General features: G+C 64.6%; 17 protein-coding genes. 13 read left to right on the top strand and 4 right to left on the bottom strand.

From position 1 onward, the window contains the following. Window positions 1–106 precede the first annotated feature (106 nt). Both ligB and BUA41_RS14610 read right to left on the bottom strand, forming a co-directional pair. Window positions 107–1,861 (bottom strand): NAD-dependent DNA ligase LigB, encoded by a 1,755-nt coding sequence (gene ligB / locus BUA41_RS14615; protein ID WP_217652830.1) that lies wholly within the window; start codon window positions 1,859–1,861, stop codon window positions 107–109. 49 nt (window positions 1,862–1,910) lie between these two features. Continuing rightward, window positions 1,911–3,962 (bottom strand): carboxy terminal-processing peptidase, encoded by a 2,052-nt coding sequence (locus tag BUA41_RS14610; protein WP_072824178.1) that lies wholly within the window; start codon window positions 3,960–3,962, stop codon window positions 1,911–1,913. Window positions 3,963–4,205: 243 nt separating this feature from the next. Here BUA41_RS14610 and BUA41_RS14605 point away from each other — a divergent pair, with 243 nt between their 5' ends. After that, entirely contained in the window at window positions 4,206–5,507 is a 1,302-nt protein-coding gene (locus BUA41_RS14605) for a M18 family aminopeptidase (RefSeq protein ID WP_072824176.1), read from the top strand. A 101-nt stretch (window positions 5,508–5,608) separates the two neighbouring features. On the opposite strand, the gene rne is transcribed toward BUA41_RS14605, so the two are convergent. Then, complete coding sequence (gene rne, locus BUA41_RS14600) at window positions 5,609–8,755, bottom strand: ribonuclease E (RefSeq protein ID WP_072824174.1); 3,147 nt, start codon at window positions 8,753–8,755, stop codon at window positions 5,609–5,611. 693 nt (window positions 8,756–9,448) lie between these two features. Between rne and rluC the strand changes: the two genes are divergently transcribed. From rluC to sppA, 3 genes are read left to right on the top strand one after another with little or no spacing between them, the layout of a single operon-like run. After that, complete coding sequence (rluC, locus tag BUA41_RS14595; protein ID WP_072824172.1) at window positions 9,449–10,396, top strand: 23S rRNA pseudouridine(955/2504/2580) synthase RluC; 948 nt, start codon at window positions 9,449–9,451, stop codon at window positions 10,394–10,396. Between the two features lie 25 nt (window positions 10,397–10,421). After that, the gene (locus BUA41_RS14590; RefSeq protein WP_072824170.1) at window positions 10,422–11,072 is read left to right on the top strand and encodes an HAD-IA family hydrolase; all 651 of its coding nucleotides are present in this window, start codon (window positions 10,422–10,424) and stop codon (window positions 11,070–11,072) included. A 24-nt stretch (window positions 11,073–11,096) separates the two neighbouring features. Beyond that, window positions 11,097–12,176 carry a signal peptide peptidase SppA gene (gene sppA, locus BUA41_RS14585; RefSeq protein ID WP_072824168.1) on the top strand — a complete coding sequence of 360 codons (1,080 nt, stop codon included), beginning with the start codon at window positions 11,097–11,099 and terminating at the stop codon, window positions 12,174–12,176. On the opposite strand, the gene BUA41_RS14580 is transcribed toward sppA, so the two are convergent. Continuing rightward, window positions 12,161–12,766, bottom strand: coding sequence for a Maf family protein (locus BUA41_RS14580; protein ID WP_072824165.1), 606 nt, complete (start codon window positions 12,764–12,766; stop codon window positions 12,161–12,163). The two genes, sppA and BUA41_RS14580, sit on opposite strands and share 16 nt — an antisense overlap. A 116-nt stretch (window positions 12,767–12,882) precedes the next feature. Here BUA41_RS14580 and BUA41_RS14575 point away from each other — a divergent pair, with 116 nt between their 5' ends. The 9 genes from BUA41_RS14575 (at window position 12,883) to mltG (ending at window position 20,040) form a co-directional block, all read left to right on the top strand. Then, window positions 12,883–13,410 (top strand): YceD family protein, encoded by a 528-nt coding sequence (locus BUA41_RS14575; protein ID WP_072824163.1) that lies wholly within the window; start codon window positions 12,883–12,885, stop codon window positions 13,408–13,410. A 30-nt stretch (window positions 13,411–13,440) separates the two neighbouring features. After that, window positions 13,441–13,611, top strand: coding sequence for a 50S ribosomal protein L32 (rpmF, locus tag BUA41_RS14570; protein WP_072824161.1), 171 nt, complete (start codon window positions 13,441–13,443; stop codon window positions 13,609–13,611). A gap of 36 nt (window positions 13,612–13,647) precedes the next feature. Next, window positions 13,648–14,736 carry a phosphate acyltransferase PlsX gene (plsX, locus tag BUA41_RS14565; RefSeq protein WP_245791933.1) on the top strand — a complete coding sequence of 363 codons (1,089 nt, stop codon included), beginning with the start codon at window positions 13,648–13,650 and terminating at the stop codon, window positions 14,734–14,736. A 12-nt stretch (window positions 14,737–14,748) separates the two neighbouring features. Beyond that, the gene (gene fabD, locus BUA41_RS14560; protein WP_072824157.1) at window positions 14,749–15,711 is read left to right on the top strand and encodes an ACP S-malonyltransferase; all 963 of its coding nucleotides are present in this window, start codon (window positions 14,749–14,751) and stop codon (window positions 15,709–15,711) included. A gap of 17 nt (window positions 15,712–15,728) precedes the next feature. Next, window positions 15,729–16,475: a 3-oxoacyl-ACP reductase FabG gene (gene fabG, locus BUA41_RS14555; protein ID WP_072824290.1), complete on the top strand. Its 747-nt coding sequence runs from the start codon at window positions 15,729–15,731 to the stop codon at window positions 16,473–16,475. Between the two features lie 96 nt (window positions 16,476–16,571). Further along, window positions 16,572–16,805 carry an acyl carrier protein gene (gene acpP, locus BUA41_RS14550; RefSeq protein ID WP_011506901.1) on the top strand — a complete coding sequence of 78 codons (234 nt, stop codon included), beginning with the start codon at window positions 16,572–16,574 and terminating at the stop codon, window positions 16,803–16,805. A 170-nt stretch (window positions 16,806–16,975) separates the two neighbouring features. Next, on the top strand, window positions 16,976–18,214 hold the full coding sequence (gene fabF, locus BUA41_RS14545; RefSeq protein WP_072824155.1) for a beta-ketoacyl-ACP synthase II: 1,239 nt from the start codon (window positions 16,976–16,978) through the stop codon (window positions 18,212–18,214). Between the two features lie 6 nt (window positions 18,215–18,220). After that, window positions 18,221–19,024, top strand: coding sequence for an aminodeoxychorismate lyase (gene pabC / locus BUA41_RS14540; RefSeq protein WP_072824153.1), 804 nt, complete (start codon window positions 18,221–18,223; stop codon window positions 19,022–19,024). A gap of 14 nt (window positions 19,025–19,038) precedes the next feature. Then, window positions 19,039–20,040 (top strand): endolytic transglycosylase MltG, encoded by a 1,002-nt coding sequence (mltG, locus tag BUA41_RS14535; protein WP_072824151.1) that lies wholly within the window; start codon window positions 19,039–19,041, stop codon window positions 20,038–20,040. Window positions 20,041–20,045: the final 5 nt, after the last annotated feature.

The following is a 20,045-nucleotide window of genomic DNA, read 5'->3' as shown; positions in this document are numbered from 1 at the left end:
TCGTTGACCGACTCTCCTTGTCCTTGGCAACGGCATGCCGCCAGCCGGTGTCCACCCAGTATAGGTAGCGTTTGCGATGATATGCCAATGGCCGGACTGCCCGGGATCAGCGAGTGAGTACCCTCATGGCGACGAGTCGCTGCAAGAGAAGGTGCATGCCGGGGTGGCGGAAGAACCTCGAGAGTTGGGCCGCCCGGCTTGGGCCTATCCCGGGCCAGGTCTGCCACTCCTGCTCGCTGCGCTGGCGCAGGCGATCGAGGCCCGCGAAGTCGCCGCGCTCATGCAATGCGTCGCGGGGGACCGATGGCATGCCGAGGGCCTCGAGCCAGAGCGCAGGGGACCGTTCACGGCTGGCCTGGAAGGCAGCGTGCCATTGCCGCGCGCGAGCGTCGGCCACGCCAGGAAGCGTGCGCAGCGTGGCGCTACCGAGTGACGACCAGTCGAGCAATCCGCTCACCTGCCCGCCCTCCATCAGGGTTTGCCAGGCGCCTTCGCCGATGCCTTTCATGCCCAGCGTCCGGGAAAGCCAGACGAGCCGCGCCAGGAATTGCGCCTGGCAGCCGTCGACGAGTTCGATGCAGCTCAGCTCGTGGTACTCCTCCTGGCGTGGCACCTCGACGTTCCTCCGTGGCTCGGCGGCGAGCACGACTCTTTCCAGATACGGGATTGTCAGCCCGGCGAGGGTGATCAGCACCTGATCGCCGGGGCGCACATCGAGTTCTTGCCAGCGCCCCAGCGACCCCAGGCTCACGCGGCTGACATGTCGATCGTCGAGTTCGACCGGGGAGAGGTGCGCGACCGGGGTGATGCGCCCGGTACGGCCGACGGTGAACTCGATGCTGGTGACCAGGGCCAGGCTTCGGGTCGCCGGGTGCTTCCAGGCGATGGCCCAGTCGGGTGGCTTGGCCTGCCAGGACGCGGGTGGCGGTCGCTGCGCCTGGCGCACCACGATGCCGTCCGTGGCGAAGGGCAGCGCGTGGCGATACCAGCGCTGACGCCATTCGGTCACCTCGGCCATCCCCTTCACCGCAAGGGTATGGTCCCGGGTATCGAAACCCCAGCCGGCCAGTTGTTCGAGTCGTGCCGCCATATCGCCGCTGGTACTGTCGGGAGCGTCGGGCCAGTCCCAGACGAACAGGCCGATCCTCTCGCCATCCTCCGCCGACAGCTGCTTGCGGGCCATCAGGCCGATCATGTCCGCCCGGGCGCCGGCGGTGCCGTCGCGTGCCTGCACATGGCCAGGGCGGCGCAGATACAGTTCGCCCTGGAGTATCACCCGGTCCGGGGCATCCTGGAGTCGCCCGGGAATGGCCGGGATCCTGCGGGCGTGGGTCGTCCAGTCCTGGCCATGGCGACCGTCGCCGCGACTGATGACCCGGGATAGCGCGCCTGCCTCGTAGATCAGGGAGATGGCGACGCCATCGACCTTGGGCTGAATCCACAGTGCCTGGTCTTGGCGGGCCTCGAGCCAATCGCCCATGGCCTGGCGGGATTCGGCCTTGTGGAGTCCGGTCTGGGGCAGGGGATGGGCTAGCAACGCGCCATCGCGAGGGCGGGTAGAAGAAAGAGGCGCGTCAGGCGAGAGATCGAAGCAGCGTCGCCAGTGTCGCTGGCGTCGCTTGGCGGCATCGTAGACACCGTCGCTCACCAGGCGCTCGCCGCGTCGATAATAGGCGTCATCCCAGGCGTCGAGGCGTTCCTGCAGGCGCGCAACGGCTTCCCGAGCGTCGCCGGGCGCCCAGTCGGGGCAGGCGGAGTCCTCTGCCGGCAGCGGCGAGGCGGCCGACAGCAACAGCCAGGCCATGGCGGCAAGAAGTCGGGGGCAGCGAGGCATGCCGTGGTCGAGACCCTGATGACGCATCGGTGGCGCGCCCCCGCCTGATCAGCAAGGTGGGGCGGGGGCGAGAAGCTCAGTCGTTTCGGGTCAACAGGGCGTAGTCGAGAAGGATCTGCGCCCCTTCGATGATTTGAGCCCGATCGACGGGGGCCTCCTCTTCGCTGTCTCCTGGCTCCTCTTCCCGGGCGTCGATCCAGTCGTCGAGAGGTTCCAGGCCCAGGGCGCGGCGCCGCCGGTTCTCCAGGGCCAGCTGCTCACGCTCCTGGGCCTCCATCTCGCGCTTGCGTTGTTCCCGATTGAGACTGATGGTGGTCTGCTGCTCGCGCAGTTGCTTGGTCAGCGAGGCCTGACGCTTGAGATAGGTGAAGTTGGCATCCTCGGAGACCCGTTCCTCGTGCTTGCCCCGAAGGGTGTCGAGGTAGCGATCCGGGTTGCCGTAGCGGCGATACTGGACGGAACGGACGGTGTCCCAGGGCAGCGCGTTCTCGAGGGTGCTTTCACCGATCAGCTCGGGATCCACCAGGTTGGGGAACTCCAGGTCGGGGTAGACGCCGCGATGCTGGGTACTCTCTCCGGAAATGCGATAGAACTTGGCGCGGGTCAGCTTGATCTGGCCATGGTTCAGCTCGTTGAGGGTCTGCACCGTTCCCTTGCCGAAGGTACGGTTGCCGAGTACCAGGCCACGCCCGTAGTCCTGGATGGCGCCGGCGACAATCTCGGAGGCCGAGGCGGAAAGCCGGTTGACGAGCACTGCCAAGGGGCCCTCGTAGAGGCTGCCGCTGTCGGTGTCGCCGTACAGGCTGATGCGCCCCTCGGCATCGCGCACCTGCACCGTGGGGCCGCGGTCGATGAACAGGCCGATCAGTGAATTGGCTTCCTGCAAGGCGCCGCCGCCGTCGTTGCGCAGGTCGAGCACGATGCCTTCGACGCCTTCGCCCTTGAGCCTCTCGATCTCCTTGGCCACGTCGCGAGTCGTGCTGCGGTAGTCTTCCTCGCCGGCTTGCCAGGCGTCGAAGTCGACGTAGAAGGTGGGAATCTCGATGATGCCGATCCGGTGCTCGCCGCCATCGCGCTCCAGGGTCACGATCTCGCTGCTGGCGGCCTGGTCCTCGAGTTCTACCGTGTCGCGCACGATCTTGACGGTGCGGGAGCGGGTCACGTCCACCGCCTTGGCGGGAATGATGTCAAGACGCACGGTGGAGCCCTTGGGGCCACGGATCAGGTCGACGACCTCATCGAGACGCATGCCCACGACGTTGGTCATTTCGCCTTCCTCGCCCTGACCCACGGCGACGATGCGGTCTGCCGGCTGCAACACGCCGCTCTTGTCCGCGGGGCCACCGGCGACCAGGCTGGAGACCTTGACGTATTCGCCTTCCGACTGGAGGAGGGCCCCGATGCCTTCCAGGGAGAGCTTCATCTGGATGTCGAAGGATTCGCCCTGGCGCGGTGACAGGTACTCGGTATGGGGATCGACCGTGCTCGTCACCGCCGCCATGAACAGCCCGAAGACATCCTCGGCGTTGGTCTGGCGGACCCGCGACAACTGGCCTGCATAGCGTTCGCGCAGCGTTTCCTGGATCGCCTCGGGAGTCTGGTCGCTGAGCTCCAGCGAAAGCGCCGCATTCTTGAGGCGTCTTTCCCAGACGGCATCGAGAGCCTTCTGGCTTCTCTCCCAGGCCATCTCCTCGCGTTCGAGCATCAGTCGTTCGTTGCCCGTATAGTCGAAAGCGAGCCCGGCATCTATCTGGTCGATCAGCCATTCGAGGCGCGACTCCAGGCGATCCTGGTAGTGGCTGTAGAATTCGTATACCCGCTCGAGCTCACCCTCGTAGAGGGCATCGTCGAGGGTGGTGCGCAGATCGCTGAAGTCTTCGATGTCGTCCTTCAGAAGATAGGCTCGCTGGGAGTCCATGACATCGAGGAGTTGTTCGAAGGCGCGCCGCGACCAGGCGTCATCCAGCGTGATATCGGCGTAGTGCCCATATCGCAGTGACTCGGCGACCTCGGTGGCGGCCTGGCGCTGGGCATCCGTGGGGCTGGGGCCGGCGAAGGCCGAGGTACTCAACGCGACCAGTAGCGAGGCGACTAGGGCGCAGCACCGAGTGGCTGCAATCAGGCTCATTGATGAAGCACTCCAGGTTTCATGTAAACTTTGTTCCTCGGCTCTCTGTCCGATCGTGTCCCTCGTATCAAGCCTATCGAGTATCGACACGAACGCACCAGGAGAGCCGACAGGCGACGAGAGTTCCGTTTCTCGTTCGTCGATGTCCCAGTACAGCTTTGGGTGACCTGCGGATCTGGCTCACGCTGGACGGCCATTGTAGCAGCCTGTAATGCGATAAATAGACTCTTGACAAGGATTAGCATGCGCCACGACTCCACTCTGAAACGATTGTTGACGTTTCTGCAGCATTCCCCCACTCCTTGGCATGCGACGGCCAACATGGTCGAGCGCTTCGAGCAGGCGGGCTTTCGGCGTCTTCACGAGACCGCCGCCTGGGATCTGCGCCCCGGGGAGCGAGTCGTCGTGACACGCAACGATTCGTCGCTCATCGCCCTGCAGCTGCCGCAGACGCCTCTCGCGGCGCTGCGCATGATGGGCGCGCATACGGACAGCCCGGGCCTGCGACTCAAGCCCAATGCAACCATCGGCACCCAGGACTGGATGCAACTCGGCGTCGAGGTCTACGGCGGCGCGTTGCTGGCGCCCTGGTTCGATCGCGATCTTGCCCTGGCAGGGCGCGTGCACGTGCGTCGCGAGGATGGCCGACTCCAAGGTCTGCTCCTGGACACGCGCCATGCCGTTGCCATGGTCCCCAGCCTGGCCATCCATCTCGATCGCGAGGTCAACAATGGCCGGCCCATCAATCCTCAGACCCAGATGGCCCCGGTATTGTTGCAAGGCGCCGGCGAACGTCCGTCGCTCGACGACCTGCTCAAGAAGTGGCTGAAGGAGCAACATGCCCTGGAAGGCGTCGAGATCCTCGATTTCGAGCTGTGCCTGTACGATGCTCAGCCGCCCGCGGTGTTGGGTGTCAACGACGACCTCATCGCCGGTGCGCGGCTCGACAATCTGCTGTCCTGCTTCATCGGCATGGAGGCCTTGCTCGAGAGCGATGCCGCCCAGGGCGCCGTACTGGTCGCCAACGATCACGAAGAGGTGGGCAGCGCCAGCACCAGCGGCGCCCAGGGGCCCTTCCTGCAGGACGTGTTGCGCCGGGTCGTCGAGCAGCTGGGCGATGGCGGTGACGAGAGCTGGAGCCGGCTGATCCAATCCTCGCGCATGATCTCCTGCGACAATGCCCATGCCCTTCACCCCAACTTCGCGGACAAGCACGACGCGGGTCATGGCCCCGTCCTGAATGGTGGCCCGGTGATCAAGGTCAATGCCAACCAGCGCTATGCCACCAACAGCGCCACCGCCGCACTGTTTCGCGACGTCTGCCGCGAAGCGGGGGTGCCGGTGCAGGTCTTCGTCACTCGTGCCGACATGGCTTGCGGCAGCACCATCGGTCCCATCACAGCCACGGAGCTTGGCGTGCCGACGCTGGACGTGGGGGTCGCCCAGTGGGCCATGCACTCGATACGCGAGACGGCGGGAAGCCGGGACCCCGGTTACCTGATTCGTGCCCTGACGACCTTCCTCGATCGAGCCGAACTGTCCTGATGCACCTTTGAATCCGCCGAGACACAATGCGCCCGGAGGCGTTCGGCCCCCGGGCGCATTGTGTCAGCACGGGCTTGCTCTGGGCAGAGCACGCCCTGGCATCAGTTGCCGTCGTTCGCCTGGCCCGACTTGTTGTGACGACGCTTCTCCCGAGGGTCATTGTGAGCGCGACGGCGGCGGGCCGGTCGCTCGGTGTTCGCCGCGGGCTTGTCGGTTGCCTCTGGCCTGGCGTCGTCCTGGGCCGAATTCATTGGCGCCGCGGGAGCGGCCGGCAGGGTCTGCCGGCTTGCGGCCTCCTGCTGGCCTGACGACGTTTCGCTGAACTCGGGTGCGGTGGCCTGTGCCGCGTCGCCACCGGGCTTTTTCTCCGCTGCAGGGGTTTCGCCAGGCCCGCTCTCTGCCGTGGCGGCAGGGGCCTGGCCATCGACGGAGGCCTCGCTGCCGGGTTGCGACTCCGGGGTATCGCGGCCGGTATCAGTCGCCGCTTCTGCTCCGATAGGAGCGGTTGCCGGCTTCTCGTCCGCATCTCTCGCTGATGGCCTTGCCTCGGACGTACGGGGCTCGGCAGGAGCCTCGGATGCCGGATCGGCGTTTTCCAAGGCCACCTCGGCGACGGCGGCTGCCGAGTCGGATGGGCCCGTGGGTTTTTCCGCATCGTCCTTGTCGCTATCAGCAGGCGTGGTCGTGTCGGATGATGCGGCAGGTGCGGCCCGTGTGGACGCCTTTCGTCTGCCCCTCGTCGATGGCTTGCTGGCGCTTTCGGTCGCGGGCGATGCCTCTTGCGCCGCCTGGTGGGCAAAGGCGGCTCGCTCGGCGGTGGGGGCGACCTTGGGCCCGTCGGAGGCGGTATCCTGCCGGCGAGGCTGGTCGACGGCTTCGCTCTTGGCAGCCGGGGCCGGCTGCGCCTGCTCGGCAGCGTCACCGGAGGGTGTCTCGGCCACCTGGTTCGCTTCGCTGCGCAGGCGCTCCTGTTCCGCGATCGCCTGGGGGTTCAGCGCGTGCTTGCGGCTTCGCTGGCGCGGGTTGTTGCGGGTACGCTTGGGCTTGCCATCACCGTCATCGCCGGTCTTGCTCTCGTCCGCCGCCTTTTTCGGCTCGACTTTCTGCTCCGGCTGGGCCTGAGGCTTGCTGCCTTCCCGATTGTCGTCGCGTCCCTTGCGGTTGTCGCGACGCGGCTTGCCATCGGGCTTTTCGCTCTTTTCGCTCTTTTCGGCTTTGTCGGCAGGGCGCTCGGCCTGGGAGGCACCGTCGCCCTGACGCGGCTTGCCGCGTGCAGAGGGCTTGCCTTCACTCTTGGCATTACGGCCATCCCGGCTGGAGCGGCCATCCGATTCCTGGCGCTCGCCGCGCGAAGCCTTCTTGTCGTCATGCGGCTCGTCTCGGCTCTCCTCGCGTCGACGGCGTTGGCCGCCGTTGCTGCGATTGCCGCGCTCGCTGCGTCGGTCGCTCTCGCTGGATGCCGGGCTCGCACGGCGATCGTCCCGAGGCCGAGACGAGGGCGTCTCTGGCGTTTTCTGAGTAGCGGCGTCATCCGTGCTTCCCATCAGCTTGCTGAAGCCCTTGAAGAAGCGGCTCAGCAATCCCGAGGAGGGTGCCTCCTCCGCCTCGACGGCTTCGCTGGGGCGCTGCAGGGAGTCGGGGGCCGGTGCGGTATGGGCGACGCTCTTGACCGCCGCTTCGGTACGCTGCGCCGGCTTCTCGAAGCTGGCGTCGGGTTCCTTGCCCACTTCCGTGTCGATGGAGAGCTCGAAGCTGGATTTCGACTCCCCCTCTTCGCCCAGGTGATCGTCGCGCAGACGTTGCACGTCGTAGTGCGGCGTATCCATCTCGGGGCTGGGCAGAAGCACCACGCGAACGCCCTGGCGGTGCTCGATATCGGCCAGGGTGGCGCGCTTCTCGTTGAGCAGGTAGGTGGCCACCGGTACCGGCAGGATGGCGCGAATCTGGGCGCTGCGCTCCTTCATCGCCTCTTCCTCGATGAGGCGCATGATGGACAGCGAGATCGAGCGCACGTCGCGAATGGTGCCCTGGCCATCGCAGCGCGGGCAGACCACGCCGCTGGTCTCGCCGAGGGACGGGCGCAGACGTTGCCGCGACATTTCCATCAGGCCGAAGCGCGAGATGCGGCCGATCTGGACCCGGGCGCGATCGAGCTTGAGCGCATCGCGCATGCGATTCTCGACTTCCCGCTGGTTGCGGGCCGGCGACATGTCGATGAAGTCGATCACCACCAGGCCGCCGATATCACGCAGGCGCAGCTGCCGGGCAATTTCGTCGGCTGCCTCGAGGTTGGTCTGCAGCGCGGTTTCCTCGATGTCGCTGCCCCGGGTGGCCCGCGCCGAATTGATGTCGATGGAGACCAGGGCTTCGGTGTGGTCGATGACCACCGAGCCACCGGAGGGCAGCTTGACCTCGCGCTGGTAGGCGGTCTCGATCTGGCTCTCGATCTGGAAGCGCGAGAAAAGCGGCACGTCGTCGTTATAGAGCTTGATCTTCTGCTGATAGGAGGGCATCACCTGGCGGATGAAACCGAGCGCCTCCTGGTGCACCTCGGGATTGTCGACCAGGACTTCGCCGATATCCTGACGCAGGTAGTCGCGCATCGCGCGAATGATGACATTCGATTCACGATAGATCAGGAAGGGGGCAGGACGCTTGGTCGCTTCTTCGGTGATCGCTTCCCACACCTGGGCCAGGTAGTCGAGGTCCCACTGCAGTTCTTCGGTGCTGCGGCCGATGCCCGCGGTGCGCACGATCACGCCCATCTTGTCGGGCAGCGTGAGCTGGCTCATGGCCTCCTTGAGCTGGGCGCGCTCGTCTCCCTCGATGCGCCGCGAAATTCCGCCGGCACGCGGGTTGTTGGGCATCAGTACCAGGAAGCGACCGGCCAGGCTGACGAAGGTGGTCAGGGCGGCGCCCTTGTTGCCGCGTTCTTCCTTGTCGACCTGGACGATGACTTCCTGGCCTTCCTTGATCACCTCCTTGATGTTGGGGCGTCCGGAAGGCTCCTTGGAAAAGTATTCGCGGGAGATTTCCTTGAGCGGCAGGAAGCCGTGTCGTTCAGCACCGAAGTCGACGAAGGCGGCTTCGAGGGAGGGCTCTACCCGGGTGATCTTGCCGCGGTAGATGTTGGCTTTCTTCTGCTCTCGCGCTCCGGACTCGATATCCAGATCATAGAGGCGCTGTCCATCGACCAGTGCAACCCGGAGCTCTTCGGGCTGGGTTGCATTGATGAGCATTCGTTTCATGTTGTCTCGCTGTTAAAGGCGCGCCGGATGGCGACGACCCTCAAGGAGACGCTGTTTAAATGTCTGGCGGACGAGGCGGGGTTGGGCGCCAGTCGAAGACATTCAGGCTCGTCGGCATGGCATGTCCTCGGTGAAGCTCGGCCCGGCTTCATCCGTTCGTCGATTAAGTCAGCGATTCCCTGATGTCGGTGACGACGAACCGCTTCGTGCTTCGTGCTGTGCTCAGCTCATGTCGTGGATACGCAATCAGCATTCGTACAGTCGAGCGAATGCTACAAGATCATGTTGAGTACGCGGCGGTGGCAAGACATGTTTCGGCAGGATTTCGTCTGATCTTCCCCGTCCGGCCTTGCAGACTACCGCCAGACACCTGGCATTTGTTCGGTTCGCCGACGCCGGCCTCCGGCACGGTGTTGATGAACTCCCTGGCGTCGTGACCGCCCCGCATGAGGGCCGGCCTGGGACTCGGGCGTGGCGTAACATCGTTGCTGCTCGGGTGACAGGATCAAGCTCCTGCCCACCGTATTCGTGACTCTGGCCTGCGTGCTCGTCGTGCAGGCGCTGTGATGGGCTTTTCCGGCCCATCAGAGCAAGCGAGGAATATAACAGTAAAGCACCTTGACGGCAATTGACGCGCATGACTTCCCACTGGGGTAGAATGCCGGTTTTGCCAGGCATGATCGAGGAGAGGGGATGGCCGAGGGTCGCGAGGTACAATGGGCGGAGATCACCGACGCCCAGGCCGGGCAGCGCATCGACAACTTCCTGCGGACGCGCCTCAAGGGCGCCCCCAAGGCGTTGATCTACCGCATCCTTCGCAAGGGCGAGGTGCGCGTGAACAAGAAGCGGGTCAAGGTCGATTACCGGCTGGTGCCTGGCGATCTCGTGCGTATCCCGCCGTTGCGGCTGGCGCCGGAAGAGGCGGTTCGGGAGGTGAGCGACAATCTGCGCAATCTGCTGGCCGGCAGCGTGCTGGTCGAGGGTCCGGACTGGCTGGTGATCAACAAGCCTTCGGGGCTTGCCGTGCACGGCGGAAGTGGCGTCAAGATCGGTCTGATCGAGGCGCTGCGCCAGGTGCGCGAGGATCTCGACTTCCTCGAACTGGTCCACCGCCTGGACCGCGATACCTCGGGCTGTCTGCTGCTGGCCAAGTCGCGTGCGGCATTGCTGACCCTCAACGAGGCGCTCAAGCAGCGCCGGATGGACAAGCAGTATCTGGCGCTCGTCCAAGGGCGCTGGCCGGCACGACGCGACTTCGTCAGTGCCCGTCTCGACCGTTTCGAGGCAGGCAACGGCGAGCGCCGGGTGCGGGTCGACCCCCAGGGCAAGGTGTCCCGCACCCGGTTCGCGGTACGCGAGACCTTCGCCAATGCCACCCTGGTCGAGGCGGAGCCCATCACCGGTCGAACCCACCAGATACGCGTGCATGCCGCCCACGCCGGTCATCCGCTGCTCGGCGACGACAAGTACGGCAGCCGGGAGTGCCAGCGCCTGGCGACGGGGCTCGGCCTCGATCGTCTGTTCCTGCATGCGGCATCCCTGGCGTTTCCCGAACCCACCAGTGGTCGTCCGGTGCGCATCAAGGCACCACCGGGCGATGCGCTCGAAGCGGTGCTGGCGCGGGCGAGGGCCCGCAGTTGAGTCTTTATAGCGTTCAGGAGAAAGGATGCGATACCGGCTGGTGATCTTCGATTGGGACGGAACGCTGATGGATTCCGAATCGCGTATCGTGGCCTGCATGCAGGCGGCCGCCGCGGATGTGGGCTGGGGCATCCTCGATGCCGAACACGTGCGTGACATCATCGGCCTGGGGCTTCCCGAGGCGATCGAGCGCATGTGCCCGGGCATGCCTGCCGACCAGGCCGAGGCCTTGCGCCGGCGCTACAGCCATCACTTCGTCGATGCCGAACGGACGCCGTCGCGGTTCTTCCCCGGGGTGGAGGCCGGGGTCACGCGATTGCGCGGCAACGAGCGGCTACGCCTGGCGGTGGCAACGGGCAAGAGTCGGCGCGGCCTCGATCGGGCCTTCGCCTCCACCGGCAGTGGCGACTGGTTTCACGCCAGCCGGACCGCGGATGAAACGCTGTCCAAGCCGCACCCGAGGATGCTCGAGGAGTTATTGGCAGAGGTGGGCGTGGAGGCTAAAGAAGCGTTGATGGTGGGCGATACCGAATATGACATGGAAATGGCACGGGCCCTCGACATGGACCGCTTGGCGGTCACCTACGGTGTCCATGCGCCGGAGCGACTGGCCCGAAGCGGGCCGGTCTATACCGCTGCCTCCTTTTCTGAATTGATCGAATGGTTGCACGATTGATCGATCTGCTGACGAGATTGCCTCATGAGTGATGACGACAAACGCTACGACGAATGGACCGATGGCCCGGAACTGAGCCGCGATGAGGCCCGCAGGCGGGTCGAGGAAAAAGAGGTTTCGTCCGTGGGCGACGAGGACGCGGATGTCCTGCGGGAGCGCCAGCGCCTGGCACAGCTGGAGATGATGGATCGCTGGATAGGCGGGGTGCTTGCCGAACAGCGCCGCTCGAGGCGCTGGAAGCTGTTCTTTCGCTTTTTGTTCGCGGTGTTGATCCTGGGCATGCTGGCGACCAGCATCTACAGCCTGTTCTTTGCCGGAATGACGCCTTCACCCATCGGGCCCCACTTGGGGGTGGTGCGGGTCGAAGGCGTGATCGACAGCGAAAGCGAGGCCAGCGCCGAACGTGTCAACAAGGGCCTGCAGCGGGCCTGGGAGAATGCCGAGACCCATGCGGTGGTGCTGCACATCAACAGCCCCGGCGGCAGCCCGGTGCAGTCGCAACGCATCTTCGACGAGATTCGGCGCCTGCGTCAGGCCGGGGACAAGCCGATCCTGGCCGTGATCGGGGATATCGGGGCCAGCGGCGCCTACTACGTGGCAGCGGGAGCCGACGATATCTATGCGGCGCCGGCCAGCCTGGTCGGTTCCATCGGCGTCGTCTATTCCGGCTTCGGGCTGCAAGATGCCATCGAGCGTCTGGGTGTCGAGCGGCGCGTCTTCACGGCCGGCGAGAACAAGGCATTCCTCGACCCATTCAGCGATATCGCGCCGGATCAGCGCCGGTTCTGGCAGCAGGTGCTGGAGACCACCCACCGGCAGTTCATCGACGACGTCAAGGCAGGCCGCGGCGAGCGCCTCAGCGATGACCCCGCGCTCTTCACGGGCCTGGTGTGGACCGGGGAACAGGCCCGGGAGCTCGGGCTCATCGATGGCCTGAAGAGTCTCGACGAATTGGCCAGGGAGCGCCTCGGCGAGGCGCGGACCCGCGACTATACCCCGGCGCTGGACCCGTTCGAGCGCCTTTCGCGCCAGTTCGGTCGTGTCGCCGCCCAGTGGCTGGGCCTGCCTCAAGCCGCCTCGCCGGTGCGCTACGAGTTGCCCTGATAAAGCAGGGGGTCGAGCCCGGCTTCTCGAAGCAGGGCGCATAGACGGATCAGCGGCAAGCCGATGAGGGTGTTGGGGTCGTCTCCCTCGAGGCGCTCGAACAGGGTGATGCCCAACCCCTCCATGCGAAAGCTGCCGGCGCTGTCGAAGGGTCGTTCCTGTTCGACATAGCGTTCGATCTCGGCACTGCTCAGGTCGCGAAACACCACGTCGTAGCGTTCGTGGCAGACCCGGTGCCAGCCCTTTTGCGTGTCGATCAGCGCCAGGCCGGTCAGAAAGTGGACTCGCTGCCCCGAGAAGCGGGCAAGCGTGGCCCGGGCGGTGGAGGCGTCGCCAGGTTTGCCGAGAATGTCGTTCCCGAACAGGGCGACCTGGTCCGAGCCGATGATGAGGTGCTGGGGGTAGTCGCCGGTCAGGCGTTCGGCCTTGGCGAGGGCGAGGCGGTGGACCAGGGCCTCCGGGGGTTCGCCCGGACTGGGCGTCTCGTCGATGTCGGGGCTGGCCCATTCGAAGGGGATGCCCAGTCGAGCGAGGAGTTGACGCCGCCAGCGTGAGCCGGAGGCAAGAACCAGTCGTCGCTGTGCAGTCATGAAGCTGCCTCTTTCGGTTTCGTGACCAGGAGTCTGCCGCGTATCGGTATCGCTTGTATAGCTTGCCGGCCGGCTGCTTTGACAGCCCCATGGGGAATCCCTATCATTGCGCGCTTATGTTGACCACTAGACTTCCCATACAGGTCGAGCCATATCGATTGGCCGCCAGTGGTGAGCGTCTCGAGGGGGCGATGTCCCTCGACAAGATGGCGCGACTCCGCGAAGAAACCGGTGAACAGCACGGTGATGTCGACGTTCGCCTGGAATTTGGCCAGGATGCTCAAGGACGTCGCTTTATCGAAGGCTGGTTGAAGGCAAGCTTGCGGTTGGCCTGCAAGCGTTGTCTCGAGCCCTTGCCGGTTGACGTCGAGAGCCACTTCCTGCTGGGGATGGCGACCAGCGACACCACGGCGGCCGAGCTGCCGAATGCCTACGAGCCGGTGCTGGTGGAAAATGAACAGCTCGATCTGCAGTCGATGTTGGAGGACGAATTGATCCTCAGTCTGCCGCAGGTGGTCTATCACGATGAAGCGGAGTGCCCCGTTTCACCGGATCAGCTGAGCAGTGGTGAGCCTCTCGATCCCTCGGAGCAGCCCGCTGCGAGCCCCTTCGACGTGCTGCGCACGTTGAAGAAAAAACATTGATTCAATATCGACACTCTGGAGTGATTTCTCATGGCAGTTCAGCAGAACCGTAAGACCCGTTCCAAGCGCGGCATGCGTCGCAGCCACGATGCGCTGACCGGTCCCACCCTGTCCCAGGACAAGGAAACCGGCACCACTCATCGTCGCCATCACATCGCCCCGGACGGTTTCTACCGTGGTCGCAAGGTCATCGACGTTTAAGCGCGGGATGCTGTTGGCAGAGTATTGAGCCGCATGGTGCGGATCGCCATCGATGCCATGGGCGGGGACCTAGGTCCCCGCGCTACTGTCAGGGGCACGGTCGAGGCGCTGGCCGCCAATGCCGAGCTCCAGGTTCGGCTATATGGTCCGCGTGAGGCGCTGGAGTCCGAGTTCTCGCGACTGCCGAAGCGCCTGGGGGCGGATGCCGAGCGACTGGACATCGTGCATGCCTCCAGTGTCATCGCTCAGGACATGAAGCCGTCCAGCGCGCTCCGCGCTCGTCGTGACTCCAGCCTGTCGATGATGCTCGATGAGGTGGCCTCCGGGCAGGCGGCGGCCGGCGTCAGCGCAGGCAACACAGGAGCGCTGATGGCACTGTCGCGCCGGGCCCTGGGCACCGTGGCAGGCATCCCGCGGCCGGCGATAAGCACCGCGGTGCCGACCCAGCAGGGCGGACGCTGCTACATGCTCGACATGGGCGCCAATATCGACGCTTCGGCACAGCGGCTCGTCGAGTTCGCATTGATGGGCGAAGTGATGGCGCGCCGGGTGGATGGCCTGGCTCGACCCCGGATCGCCCTGCTCAACGTGGGGGTCGAGGCGACCAAGGGCACGGCCAGCGTGCGTCACGCCGATGCCCTGCTGAAGGAAATGGCCAACATCAACTATGTGGGCTTCGTCGAAGGTGACGGTCTGTTCAGCGGTACGGCAGATGTGGTGGTATGCGACGGCTTCGTCGGCAACATCGTGCTCAAGGCGAGCGAGGGCCTGGCGCGCATGCTGATCGAGCGGGTGCAAGCCACCTTCGCGGCCCACTGGGGGAGTCGGGTGGTCAGCCTGCTTGCCCGCCCGGCACTCCTGCGTCTGCGTCGCCAACTCGACCCGGTACGCTACAACGGCGCCAGCCTGCTGGGATTGTCGGGCATCGTCGTCAAGAGTCACGGTCGCGCCGATGCCTTGGGGTTCGCCTGTGCCATCGCTCGTGCGGTGCAGGAGGTCCGTATCGATTTGCCGAGGCATCTTGAACATGAACTGGGCCAGAGAGCCGCTACCGCGCCGGTCGCGCTGGACCGACGCGGTAGCGGGGTTTCACCCTGTGCGAAAACCGATGATTTCAATTCCTGAAAGGTGAATGTCATGACCCAATCCCTGGCCTTGGTCTTTCCGGGACAGGGCTCCCAGCACCTAGGCATGCTGCGAGAACTGGCCGAACGTTATAGCGTGGTGCGCACGACTTTCGAAGAAGCGGCGGATGCGTTGGGCTACAATCTCTGGCAGGTGGTGCAGGAAGGTCCTGAAGAAGCCCTCAATGCCACGGCATGCACGCAGCCGGCGCTGCTGACATCGAGCATTGCCATCTGGCGCGTCTGGCAGGAGCTCGAAGGGCCTCGGCCGGTCGCCATGGCCGGGCATAGCCTGGGGGAGTACAGCGCCATGGTCTGTGCCGGGGTAATGAGTTTTGCCGAGGGGGTGCGCCTGGTCAAGTTGCGTGGTGATGCCATGCAGGCCGCGGTCCCGGCGGGAGAAGGCGCCATGGCCGCCATCCTGGGGCTCGACGATGCGGCCGTGGAGCTGGCATGTCGCGATGCTGCCCAGGGCGAGGTGGTGTCGCCGGTCAATTACAATGCGCCCGGACAGGTCGTCATCGCCGGTCGGAAATCCGCTGTCGATCGGGCCATTGCCGCCTGCCAGGAAGCTGGTGCCAAGCGAGCCATGCCGTTGCCGGTTTCGGTGCCCTCGCATTGCGCCCTGATGGAGCCGGCCGCCGAGCGCCTCGCGGAAGCCATGAACGAGATCGAGATCAAGACCCCGCGCTACAAGGTGTTCCAAAACGTCGATGCTGCTGCCCACGCGGATGTTCCGACGTTGCGTGCGCGGCTCGTCGAACAGCTCTATCGCCCGGTGCGCTGGACGGATTGCGTCGAGGCGATGGTTGGCCAGGGTGCAGGGGTATTCATCGAATGTGGCCCCGGGAAAGTGCTCACGGGCCTCAACAAGCGCATTGCGCGAGGTGCCAAGGGGCTGTCGGCCAACGACCCCGATAGTCTAGCTGCCGCTCTCGAGCTGGCGCGAGAAGATGCAAGTCAACAAGATCAATGACTCATTCGGAAAACGCCATGACTACAAGCGAACCCAGAATCGCCCTGATCACCGGTGCGACTCGCGGTATCGGTCGCGCCATTGCTCACGAACTCGGCCGTCAGGGAAGGATCGTGGTCGGTACCGCGACCAGTGAGCAGGGCGCCGAGAAGATCGATGCCGACCTCAAGGCTCAAGGCATCGAAGGCGCTGGGCGCAGGCTCGATGTCACCGACCAGAGCAGTGTCGATGCGCTGGTCTCCTCGATCGGCGAGCAGTTCGGTGCTCCCACCATTCTGGTCAACAATGCCGGCATCACCCGGGACAATCTGCTGATGCGCATGAAGGAGGACGAGTGGGATTCGGTCCTCGATACCAACCTCAAGTCCGTCTATCGTGTCACCAAGGCGTGTGTCCGCGGAATGACCAAGGCGCGCTTCGGGCGTATCGTCAGCATCAGCTCGGTGGTGGCGACCATGGGGAACCTGGGGCAGACCAACTACGCGGCCGCCAAGGCGGGCATGGAAGGTTTTACCCGGGCCCTGGCACGGGAAGTGGCTTCACGGAACATCACCGCGAACGCCGTGGCACCCGGTTTCATCGCGACGGACATGACCGAGGGCTTGCCGGAAGAACAGCAGGCGACATTGCTCGGCCAGATCCCCCTGGCGAGACTGGGTCGGCCCGAAGAGATCGCTGCCGCCGTTGGCTTCCTGACCAGCGATGCTGCCAGTTACATCACCGGCGAGACGCTGCAGGTCAACGGTGGCATGAACATGCGTTAAGTTGTCAGAGGGCGCCTCGGTTGCGTCAACCAGAGGCCGACTATAAACTACCGGCAGTCTTGCCGACGGATATGTACCATTAGGAGTAGCAACGTAATGAGCACCATCGAAGAGCGTGTGAAGAAAGTCGTGGCCGAGCGCCTGAACGTCAAGGAAGAAGATATCCAGAACACGTCTTCTTTTACCGAAGATCTCGGTGCGGATTCCTTGGATACCGTCGAATTGGTCATGGCGCTTGAAGAGGAATTCGATACCGAAATCCCCGACGAGGAAGCCGAGAAGATCACCACCGTGCAGGAAGCGATCGATTACGTCGTTGCTCACCAGTAAGATGGCGTAAGCGCGGCCTGGACCGCCTGTATTCACGAAAGCCGTTCTGGAAACAGAGCGGCTTTCGTTTTACGCATCATTGGCCCATAGCGGGTATGCTTCGGGTATAATGCGCGCCACAGCGATGCGACATGCAAGTGCGCACGATTTTGACGTCTGGAGGAAAGCTGATGCCTCGTAGAAGGGTCGTGGTGACCGGACTGGGCCTGGTAACGCCGGTCGGGAACACCGTCAAAGAGAGCTGGGCCAACATCCTGGCAGGCAAGAGCGGCGTCGCCCCGATCGAGCACTTCGATACCAGCGGCTTCAACACGCGCTTCGGTGGATCGGTCAAGGACTTCGACATCAGTCCTTACCTGAACCCCAAGGACGCGCGCAAGATGGATCTCTTCATCCAGTACGGCATTGCCGCCGGCAACCAGGCGATCGAGGATGCCGGTCTTGAATGCGGCGAGCAGAACGCCCACCGGATCGGAGTCGCCATCGGTTCGGGGATCGGTGGCCTGCCGATGATCGAGCATAACCACAATGCCCTGAACAAGGGCGGGGCCCGGCGTATCTCGCCCTTTTTCGTCCCCGGGTCGATCATCAACATGATTGCCGGCAATCTGGCGATCCAGCACGGTTTCTGTGGTCCCAACATTGCCATCACCACGGCATGCACCACCGGAACGCACAACATCGGCTACGGTGCCCGAACCATCGCCTACGGCGATGCCGATGTGATGCTCTGTGGCGGGTCCGAGATGGCGACCACACCGCTGGGTCTGGGAGGCTTTTCCGCCGCCCGGGCGCTGTCCACTCGCAATGAGGCTCCCGAGCAGGCGAGTCGCCCCTGGGATCGCGACCGTGATGGCTTCGTGCTCTCCGATGGCGCCGGGGTACTGGTCCTCGAGGAGTACGAGCAAGCCAAAAAGCGCGGGGCCACCATCTACGCCGAAATCAAGGGCTTCGGCATGAGCGACGATGCCCACCACATGACGGCGCCGCCCGAGGATGGCCGTGGCGCGGCATTGGCGATGCGCAACGCCATTCGCGATGCCGAACTCGACCCTGCGCAGATCGGTTACATCAATGCCCACGGGACCTCTACCCAGACTGGCGACCTGGCCGAGAGTCGCGCCATCGAACAGGTCATGGGGGCAGCGGCCGCGTCGGTGGCGGTCAGCTCGACCAAGTCGATGATCGGCCACCTGCTGGGAGCGGCCGGTGCCGTCGAGGCGATTTTCAGCATTCTGGCATTGCGCGATCAGGTCGTGCCACCGACCATCAATCTGGACAATCCCCAGGAAGGCTGCGCGCTCGATTATGTGCCGCACACCGCCCGGCAAATGGCCTTGGATTACGCCCTGTCCAATTCGTTTGGCTTCGGCGGTACCAACGGGTCACTGATCTTCGGGCGCCTCTGATCGACCATGCATGATGGCAAGGTTCCAATCGACGACCGGGGATTCGCCTACGGGGATGGCCTCTTCGAGACCGTGCTGGTCCGCGACAATCGACCCCTACTCTGGAACGAGCACCTGATGCGTCTGGCACGCGGCTGCGAGCGGCTTGCCATCCCTTTCCCCGACCGAGCCATGCTCGATGCCCTGCCGTACCAGGCCGGCCCCGGACTGCACCTGCTGAAGATCATCGTCACACGGGGCAGCGGCGGCCGAGGTTACCTGCCTCCCGACGAGGCCGAGCCGCGTCTGCGCTGGCAGGTGATGCACTTCACTCCCGCCCCGTACCGTTGGCGTGAAGGCGTCAGGTTGCGGCTGTGCGAACTCCGGCTCGGCATTCAGCCGCGCTTGGCAGGGCTCAAGCATCTCAATCGCCTGGAGAACGTGCTCGCCCGCCAGGAATGGCGGGACGAAGGTATTGCCGAAGGTGTGCTGTGCGACAGCGAGGGTTGTGTGGTCGAGGCGACCTGCATGAATCTGTTCTGGCTGCAGGACGGGTGTCTGGAGACACCGCGGCTCGACCGCTGTGGCGTTGCCGGCACGCTGCGCGCGGCGTTGCTGGCGAGCCAGCCGATCGACGAGGTATCACGCCACGCCGATGAGCTGGATACGGTTCAGGCGCTGTGGCTGGGCAACTCGGTCCAGGGCGTGTGGCCGGTCACCCAGCTCGAGGCTGCGGACGGCAAGGTCATCAGACAATGGGCGCTGGGTCCCGCCCACCGCTTGCTGCAAATGAAGGCCCATGAATTACTGGGCTATCCGAGTACGTTTTAGAGGAAGGGCGAGACATGCGGTTGCTCAAGGCAGTGATCATCCTGCTCGTTCTGGGGGGCGGGCTGGCCTTTGCCGGTTACCAGTACTGGCAATTGCGCCTCGCGGCACCCATTGCCATCGAGGAGCCGACCCTCTACGAAGTGCCGCGAGGCGCCAGCTTCAATCGCGTGGTCAATGATCTCGCCGAACGCGGTATCCTGGCCGAGGATTGGTCGCTGCGACTGCTGGCAAGACTGTCGCCTGACAGCGTGTCACAGCTGCGCGCCGGAGAATTCATGCTCAAGCCGGGGATGAGCAGCAGGGAAGCCATCGCGCTGCTGGGAAGCGATGAGGTCGTGAGCTACCCGCTGACGATCCCCGAAGGCTGGACCTTCGGGCAGATGCGCGATCTGCTGGCCTCCGCTCCCAAGCTGTCCCAGCGTACTGCCGGAATGAGCGATGCCGAGGTCATGGCGGCATTGGGGCGCCCGGATCAGCATCCGGAAGGGCGTTTCTTCCCGGATACCTATCGTTATCACAAGGGCAGCAGCGATCTCGACATATTGCGCCAGTCTCATGCACGGATGGAATCGGAACTGACCGCGGCCTGGGAGGCGCGCCGCGGCGATCTGCCTCTGGAGTCTCCCTATGAGGCACTGATCATGGCGTCGCTGATCGAGCGCGAGACAGGCGCCGAGGGCGAGCGTCGCGAGATCGCCGGCGTCTTCAAGCGTCGGCTGGAGCGAGGAATGCGCCTGCAGACCGACCCCACCGTGATCTACGGCATGGGAGACAGGTATGAGGGCAATATCACCCGCGCCGATCTGCGCCGGCCCACCCCGTACAACACCTACGTGATCGATGGCTTGCCACCGACACCGATCGCCATGCCCGGCCGGGCGGCCCTGGAGGCGGCAGTGGATCCCGCCGAGGGGAACGCGCTTTACTTCGTCGCCAAGGGGGATGGAACGCATCACTTCTCGCGCAACTTGAAAGAACACAATGCGGCGGTGCGTCGCTACATTCTCAATCGATGAGTTCG

Source organism: Modicisalibacter ilicicola DSM 19980, from assembly GCF_900128925.1.
Lineage (GTDB): Bacteria > Pseudomonadota > Gammaproteobacteria > Pseudomonadales > Halomonadaceae > Modicisalibacter > Modicisalibacter ilicicola.
Note: the sequence above shows the minus strand (reverse complement) of the source record. Positions and strands in the feature narration are given on the sequence as shown.